Annotated in this window: 5 protein-coding genes; 1 reads left to right on the forward strand and 4 read right to left on the reverse strand. The window is 44.7% G+C overall.

All coding sequences use genetic code 11. The features are described 5' to 3' along the window. Window positions 1–23 precede the first annotated feature (23 nt). The 4 genes from BHV72_RS16640 to BHV72_RS16655 form a co-directional block, all read right to left on the reverse strand. The gene (locus tag BHV72_RS16640; protein ID WP_286856905.1) at window positions 24–650 is read right to left on the reverse strand and encodes a porin family protein; all 627 of its coding nucleotides are present in this window, start codon (window positions 648–650) and stop codon (window positions 24–26) included. Between the two features lie 15 nt (window positions 651–665). Then, complete coding sequence (locus BHV72_RS16645; protein ID WP_022041705.1) at window positions 666–1,301, reverse strand: DUF4136 domain-containing protein; 636 nt, start codon at window positions 1,299–1,301, stop codon at window positions 666–668. A 223-nt stretch (window positions 1,302–1,524) separates the two neighbouring features. After that, window positions 1,525–1,878, reverse strand: a complete 354-nt coding sequence (locus tag BHV72_RS16650) for a MarR family transcriptional regulator (protein ID WP_005675585.1) — start codon at window positions 1,876–1,878, stop codon at window positions 1,525–1,527. A 34-nt stretch (window positions 1,879–1,912) separates the two neighbouring features. Continuing rightward, complete coding sequence (locus BHV72_RS16655) at window positions 1,913–4,384, reverse strand: FAD-dependent oxidoreductase (protein ID WP_286856911.1); 2,472 nt, start codon at window positions 4,382–4,384, stop codon at window positions 1,913–1,915. 132 nt (window positions 4,385–4,516) lie between these two features. On the opposite strand from BHV72_RS16655, the gene BHV72_RS16660 reads away from it, so the two are divergent. Beyond that, on the forward strand, window positions 4,517–5,857 hold the full coding sequence (locus BHV72_RS16660) for a sigma-54-dependent transcriptional regulator (protein ID WP_286856914.1): 1,341 nt from the start codon (window positions 4,517–4,519) through the stop codon (window positions 5,855–5,857). The last annotated feature ends 433 nt before the right edge of the window (window positions 5,858–6,290 follow it).

Here is a 6,290-nt window from a genome sequence, read left to right on the forward strand (position 1 = left end):
TGTAATTCTGATTGTTGCCGGGCTTAGAATGACAGACCCAGACGGAAGCCGAAATTGCTCAAACCGTCTACATTGTAATGCAGTACATCAGCCTTGTTGGTACCATAGCTGTAATATAAAGCAAAGTGAAGCCCCGGTCCGTATACCCAAGGGAATACGTTGATACCGATTTCAGGAGAAGCGTAGAATCCCCAGCTATTGTCTCTTGCTTCGAGCATATTGAAGTTAGAGCGTACTTTAGCATATTCAGCACCTAATTTAGCACTGACGTAGGGTTGAACGGCTCCGCCACGATTCCATTGGTAGCGTGCGGCAGCACCGAAAGGCAACTGGAATATAGTATGTTGCTGATCGGTAGTGACATCACCACCGGCCATTTTGAATGTTTCGCGACCTACATATTCGTGGTTGCTGTGATAGTTCAGGAAAAGTCCCAAACCGATGTTGGGAGTCACGAAGTAACCACCTTCGAAGTTCATTCCCCAACCACTTGCTTTGTCGGCAAAATGATTGCTTAACGGAGCATTGAACTGCCAGTCTATATTAGCATATCCGTTGTCTGATAGCTGTGCCTTGGCCGGCATGGCGAAGGCGATAGCAATGACCGCCAAGGCCACTACCTTGAAATATATATTTTTTCTTGTTTTCATAACAGTTGTAGTTGTTTATTTGTTAGTAAGATAAGGTGACTGAGCGAATGACTGGTTGACAGCTTCTACTGCAAGAGTACGGTTGATAGCTTTGGATCCAGTGTCAAATCCGGTCAGATAGCTAGTCCATACAACGGGCAGCTTTTTGCTTTCGCCTTGTTCGGCTTTCAAGTTCACCATTTCTGTCAGGAATGAGTTGGTACTATAACTGTAAGTCACAGCGTACGGGTAGTACCAGCCGCCACCCCAGTTTCCGCCCCAGTAGTTCGGCCCCCAGTAACCGGGATAACCCCACCACCATTCAGGCTGTGAATAACTGGTGAAATAATAAGTACTTGCGATGTAGCTCACCTGAATACCCAAGTCAGCGCTTTCTTTGTTGGTTGCTGCTGCATAACCTCTGGCAATCATGTTATCCGTATAAGCTGCCAGAATTTGTTCAGCGCCTTCTCCTTCGAGATATTCCGGTTCTTTACTATCGGAGATCACCAGAATCTTGTCTGCCAGATAGAATGTAGGAACTTTGAAGTCAGCTTTCTCGTCGTGGTTAGTGTATACCAGATAGTTGTCATCCAGCTTACCCATGTCCGGGTCTTTTTCGCAGGAAGCGAGTGCAAAGACCGCCAATAAAATAGGAATTAATTTCTTCATATCTTTTATAATGTTTAGGTTATATAAAATCATCGCCCTGGTACCTTGGGGCTTTTGCTAGAAACAACAAGAAAAAAATAAAAAGGTTCGCGTGAAAAATTATTTTGCCGGAAAATTAACATCTTTCTTTTTCGGGATTCAATAAAAAAGGTAAGCTCTTTGCCGCATCAACAGCTAGTTTGCTTACCATTCATTCTTTACAGATTCTTGCTTGAAATTCCGTTTATTTAAACAGAGGTTTCAGCAGTTCCGGCATTTCCACCTTGTCAACTTCCAGTTCGCTAACCCGTTGTTTGCCTGTTGAAGACAGGTGAAAGTACATTTGCCGGCGGTCCTCGTTGCCGAGTTCCCTGACAATCAATCCTTTTTCTTCCAGTATCCGGAGCATTTTCGATGTATGTGAGGGACTTAAATCTGTACTTTTCGACAGGTTAGTTGCCGTCATTCTCTCGGTGGCGTCTTTGAGGATGCATAATATCATCGCTTCATTCAACGTTATCCGGTATACTTTTTCAAATGCAGTTTCAAAGCTCGACATGGCTCTGAACACTTCGCGCATTGCACATATTGTTTTCATATTTTGTTTGAATATATTTTATTAGTCATATCTTTTAAATAAATAGATTCACGTTCGCGTTATCCGCCCGTTCCATATACGTTGCTACGCCGCCTACCGTTACTTCGTCGAGGAGTTCTTCTTGTTTCACTCCCATGACGTCCATTGACATTTGACAAGCAATAAATTCCACTCCGTTTTCTAAGGCTTGCTGACGCAGGGATTCCAATGAATCTATTCCTTTCTTATTCATGATATACCGCATCATTTTTCCCCCTATTCCGCCCATGCTCATCTTCGAGAGTTTCAGCTTTCCGGAACTGGAAGGCAGCATCATACCGAACATCTTTCCGAAGATATCTTTTTCGGTTTTCGGCTTGTGCAACTTCTTGATAACGTTCAGTCCCCAGAATGTGAAGAAGATTGTCACCTTCTGTCCGGTAGCTGCTGCACCATTTGCGAGTACAAAAGTTGCTAAAGCTTTGTCCAAATCATCACTAAACATGATGAAAGTTTTTCCTTTGCTGTCACAAGAAGTAACAATGTTGCACGATTTTGGTTCTCCCTTTTCAATAACTATCACAGATTTTCCTCCGGAAGACTCTTTCGAAACGAGTTGGTTACCGGTTGAATTGCACCATGCGGCGGCGTCACGAGGGAACCCCGGATCAGTTGCAGTGATTTCAACGCGTTCTCCCGAAGTGAGCATGTCCATTGTCTTCTTCATCTTTAAAATCGGGCCGGGACATTGTAGGCCGCAGGCGTCTACCCGGATAGTCTTGGCTGTTTCGACAGGAGCAACTGGTTTGCTAGCCTGAACCGTTGCTTCTTGCCGTACTGTTGTCTCGTCCGTCTCATTATCATTTTCTTCGTGTATAATGATAGGAGCGGTAGCAGCGCGATATGTTTTTAGTCCGCCCGACAGATTACGGACTTTTTCAAATCCGTGCTGTGTCAGTATCCGGTAAGCAAGATACCCTCTCAATCCTACGGCGCAGAATGTATAAATCATCTTGTCTTTCGGCAGTTCGGCTATCCTGTCCCTCAGTTCGTCCAAAGGAATATTCACAGCTCCCGGCAGCGTGCCCAATGAAAATTCATCCTGTGTGCGGACATCCAGCAGGAATTTGTTTTCCATTTCGATGTCTCTCAATTCCCGCCAGTAGGCAGGTCGTGTTCTTCCGGAAATAATATCCTCCGCCACGTATCCTGCAAGAGCTACCGGATCTTTGGCAGACGAGAACGGAGGAGCATACGCCTGTTCCACTTTCATCAGGTCGTAGATTGTACCTTTATATTTTATCACAAGCGCTATTTCGTCAATCCGCTTGTCTACTCCGTCATAACCGACAATCTGTCCTCCGTACAGCCTTCCCGTTTTTTTATCGAATATGATTTTGATACTCATCGGCATGGCATTCGGATAATAACCGGCGTGCGAAGCAGGATGAATAGTAGAAGACATATAGTCGATCTCTGCCTGTCGCAACCGTTTGCCGGGTAAACCGGTAGAAGCGACCGTCAGATCGAATACTTTTGCGATTGAACTACCGATCGATCCCTCATAAGGAATTTTGGCGCCTAGGATATTGTCGGCTACGATACGTCCCTGTCGATTGGCAGGCCCGGCCAGATAGTTGAGCCACGGTTTGCCCGTAATCGGGTGGCGGAATTCGATAGCGTCGCCGATCGCATAAATCGATTCATCGGAAGTTTGTAGATAGTCATTCACAGCGATGCCTCCGGTTTCGCCGATTGTCAGTTCGGCAGCCCGTGCCAGATTCGTTTCCGGACGCACGCCGATAGATAGGATGACAATATCGGCAGGAACGGACTGTCCGTTCTTGAAAATAACTTTCAGTCCTTTCCCTTCTCTTTCGAAAGAGGCTACGGCTTGTTCCAGATACAGATTTACTCCTTTTTCCATTAAATGTTGGTGAACAAGCGAAGCCATGGAGAAATCAATGGGGGCCATTACCTGATTTCCCATTTCTACAATTGAAACTTTTGCTCCTTGTGCGTGCAGGTTTTCTGCCATTTCGAGTCCGATAAATCCGGCTCCGATGACAACGGCTCTTCGGGGAGCATGGGTATTGATATATTCTTTAATCCGGTCCGTGTCCGCTACATTTCTTAATGTGAAGATTCCGTTCAGGTCGATTCCCGGCAGGGGAGGACGTACGGGGGAGGCACCGGTGGAAATAAGTAGTTTGTCGTAACTTTCCTGATAAGTGTCCTCGCTGCTGCGGCGGACAGTAACGGTTTTTCTTTTCCGGTCGATGAAGATCACTTCATTTTCCGTACGCACGTCAACACGAAATCGTGTGGAGAATGCTTCGGGAGTCTGCACGAATAATTTCTCTCGTTCCTCAATCACTCCTCCTATATAATAAGGCAGCCCGCAATTAGCATAAGATATATACTTTCCTTTTTCCAGAAGGATAATTTCTGCGGCTTCGTCTACTCGTCTGATTCGGGCGGCAGTGGTAGCTCCTCCTGCAACACCTCCGATGATAATAACTTTCATATATTCTGTTTTTGGTGTAAATAGTTTCCTATGGAAATAACAACAGTATGAAAGAAATGTTCATGGATTCACGGAAAAAACTTATATTTGCGCACCCTGTTTTCATTCTTCTATTTTTAATATAGGTAAATTATGAGTAAAATTCTTGTTATTGACGATGAAGTTCAGATTCGTAGCCTGTTGGCGCGTATGTTGGGACTGGAGGGCTATGAAGTATGTCAGGCCGGCGACTGCAAGGCTGCTCTCAAACAGTTGGAGACACAATCGCCTGATGTGGCGCTATGCGATGTCTTTCTTCCTGATGGAAATGGGGTAGACTTGGTGCTGAACATTAAAAAGTTAGCTCCTAACGTCGAAGTGATTCTTCTTACTGCCCACGGCAATATTCCTGATGGGGTACAGGCTATCAAGAACGGTGCATTCGATTATATAACCAAAGGCGATGATAACAACAAGATTATCCCGCTGATTAGTCGTGCCGTAGAGAAAGCAAAAATGAATGTCCGGCTCGAAAAACTCGAAAAGAAGGTGGGGCAGATGTATTCGTTTGATTCTATCTTGGGCGAATCGAAAGCTTTGAAAGAGGCCGTACTGCTGGCTCAGAAAGTTTCGGTGACTGATGTCCCGGTACTATTGACCGGAGAAACCGGAACCGGAAAAGAAGTCTTTGCGCAAGCCATACATTACAGCAGCAAACGGAGTAAACAGAATTTCGTAGCGGTCAACTGTTCTTCTTTCAGCAAAGAACTGTTGGAGAGTGAAATGTTCGGTCACAGAGCCGGTTCATTTACCGGAGCATTGAAAGATAAGAAAGGGCTTTTTGAAGAAGCTAACAATGGGACTATCTTTCTGGACGAAATAGGCGAAATGGCTTTTGAACTGCAAGCCAAGCTATTGCGTATCCTCGAAACGGGCGAATATATAAAGATCGGTGACACGAAACCTACAAGAGTAAACGTGCGTATCATCGCTGCCACCAACCGCAATTTGCAGGAAGAAATCAGGGGGGGACATTTCCGTGAAGACTTGTTTTATCGTCTTTCCGTGTTTCAGGTGCATCTTCCTTCACTTCGCGAACGTGCCGGCGATATTAAGATCTTGGCTACTGCCTTTGCCAAAAGTTTCTCCGAGTGCCTTTCGTATGCCGTCAACGAAATGACTCCCGCTTTTCTGGAAGCCTTGGAACAACAACCTTGGAAGGGCAATATCCGTGAATTGAGGAATGTGATTGAGCGCAGCCTGATTGTCTGTGAAGGCGGACGGTTGGATGTATGTGACCTTCCTTTGGAGATTCAGAACAATCATTACGAATGCTCGGATGATAATGCCGGGAATTTTGAATTGGCAGCTATGGAAAAAAGACATATTGCACGAGTGTTGGAGTATACGAAAGGCAATAAGACGGAAGCTGCCCGTCTGCTGAAAATTGGGCTTACTACGTTGTATCGGAAGATAGAAGAATATAAAATCTGAAAAAAGAGGAAGTTAAGAGAGAATTTCCACGTACCTTCGGCAGTACTGAAAGAAGCTTACCCAGGCTTTGTAAGAAGATGTTTTAAACGTTCTAAAGGGTATTGCCGGAGTATCAGTCTTAGCAAATGTGAAGCTAAGTCTTCAGTATCTGTCACTAACTGTAAGTTTAGCTGTGGCACGGGGCTTGGCAGTCCCTTCGTTACTTTTTTGTACAAGGCTTGTCTTGTCAAAACGGCGTGGGCTGATGAGTCTTAAGTGGGGCTCGCTGGAAATGAGTTGTTTCACTTTTATTTGCTGCTGAATTCAATTTATAAAATTAGGAGGTGTCGCATTTATAACTTGAACTTAGGTTTCTACCAGAAAAGATTTTTCAGTTTCATATCTCATATTCTCATGTTTTTTGTATAACTAATTTGTTTTCAATTAATTAATT

This window comes from Bacteroides sp. 43_46, assembly GCF_001915455.1.
Classification (GTDB): Bacteria; Bacteroidota; Bacteroidia; order Bacteroidales; family Bacteroidaceae; genus Bacteroides; species Bacteroides caccae.